The following is a 658-nucleotide window of genomic DNA, read 5'->3' as shown; positions in this document are numbered from 1 at the left end:
TTGAGCTTCAAGTAAAGACTCTTATTCATAGAATATACCAAATTTATTGGAACTGTTACATATTAGAGACAACAAGAGACTACCACTTATTATCGCTTGATAAGAAAAATAGCATGACGATAGCTTATTACTAAAATAAGCAAAAAAGAAAATGCGTAATGCCATAACTTATGAAGAATTAGCGCATTTTAAAACTGCTTATCCTAATGAAAAAAACACTAAAGATGATCTGTTTTATTATGTTTACGGTCTTTTGCATTCAGAAGATTATCGCACTCGTTATGCTGATAACCTCTCTAAAGAATTGCCTCGTCTTCTTTATATAAAAACTGCTAAGGATTTTGGAAATTTGTAACAGCAGGGCATGAACTGGGTCATTTGCACGTGAACTATGAAACTGTAGAGCCTTATCCAGTGACCTTTAAAAAGGGTAATCCAAAACAGACAGAAATCTCTAATCTCGAAAAATTCTATTATGTGACTGAAATGAAATTTGCAAAAATTAAGGATAGTAAGGAAAAGAATAAATCAACTGTTATTTATAATAGCAATATCATCATGACAGATATCTCTCTTGAATCGGTTATGGGGCGTCAGTGTGTAAAGACTGATAAAAAGAGTGGTATTGTGAATGATGCTAATCGCTATGCTGTTGAAA

1 pseudogene is annotated in these 658 nt (G+C 32.4%); it reads left to right on the top strand.

From position 1 onward, the window contains the following. Positions 1 to 154 precede the first annotated feature (154 nt). A pseudogene (locus ACFIKG_RS09710) lies at positions 155 to 658 on the top strand (type ISP restriction/modification enzyme); the annotation flags it as partial.

Source organism: Bartonella sp. LB28NMGDW (genome assembly GCF_042194435.1).
Taxonomy (GTDB): domain Bacteria; phylum Pseudomonadota; class Alphaproteobacteria; order Rhizobiales; family Rhizobiaceae; genus Bartonella; species Bartonella grahamii.
This window is presented reverse-complemented; position numbering and strand designations above follow the sequence as displayed.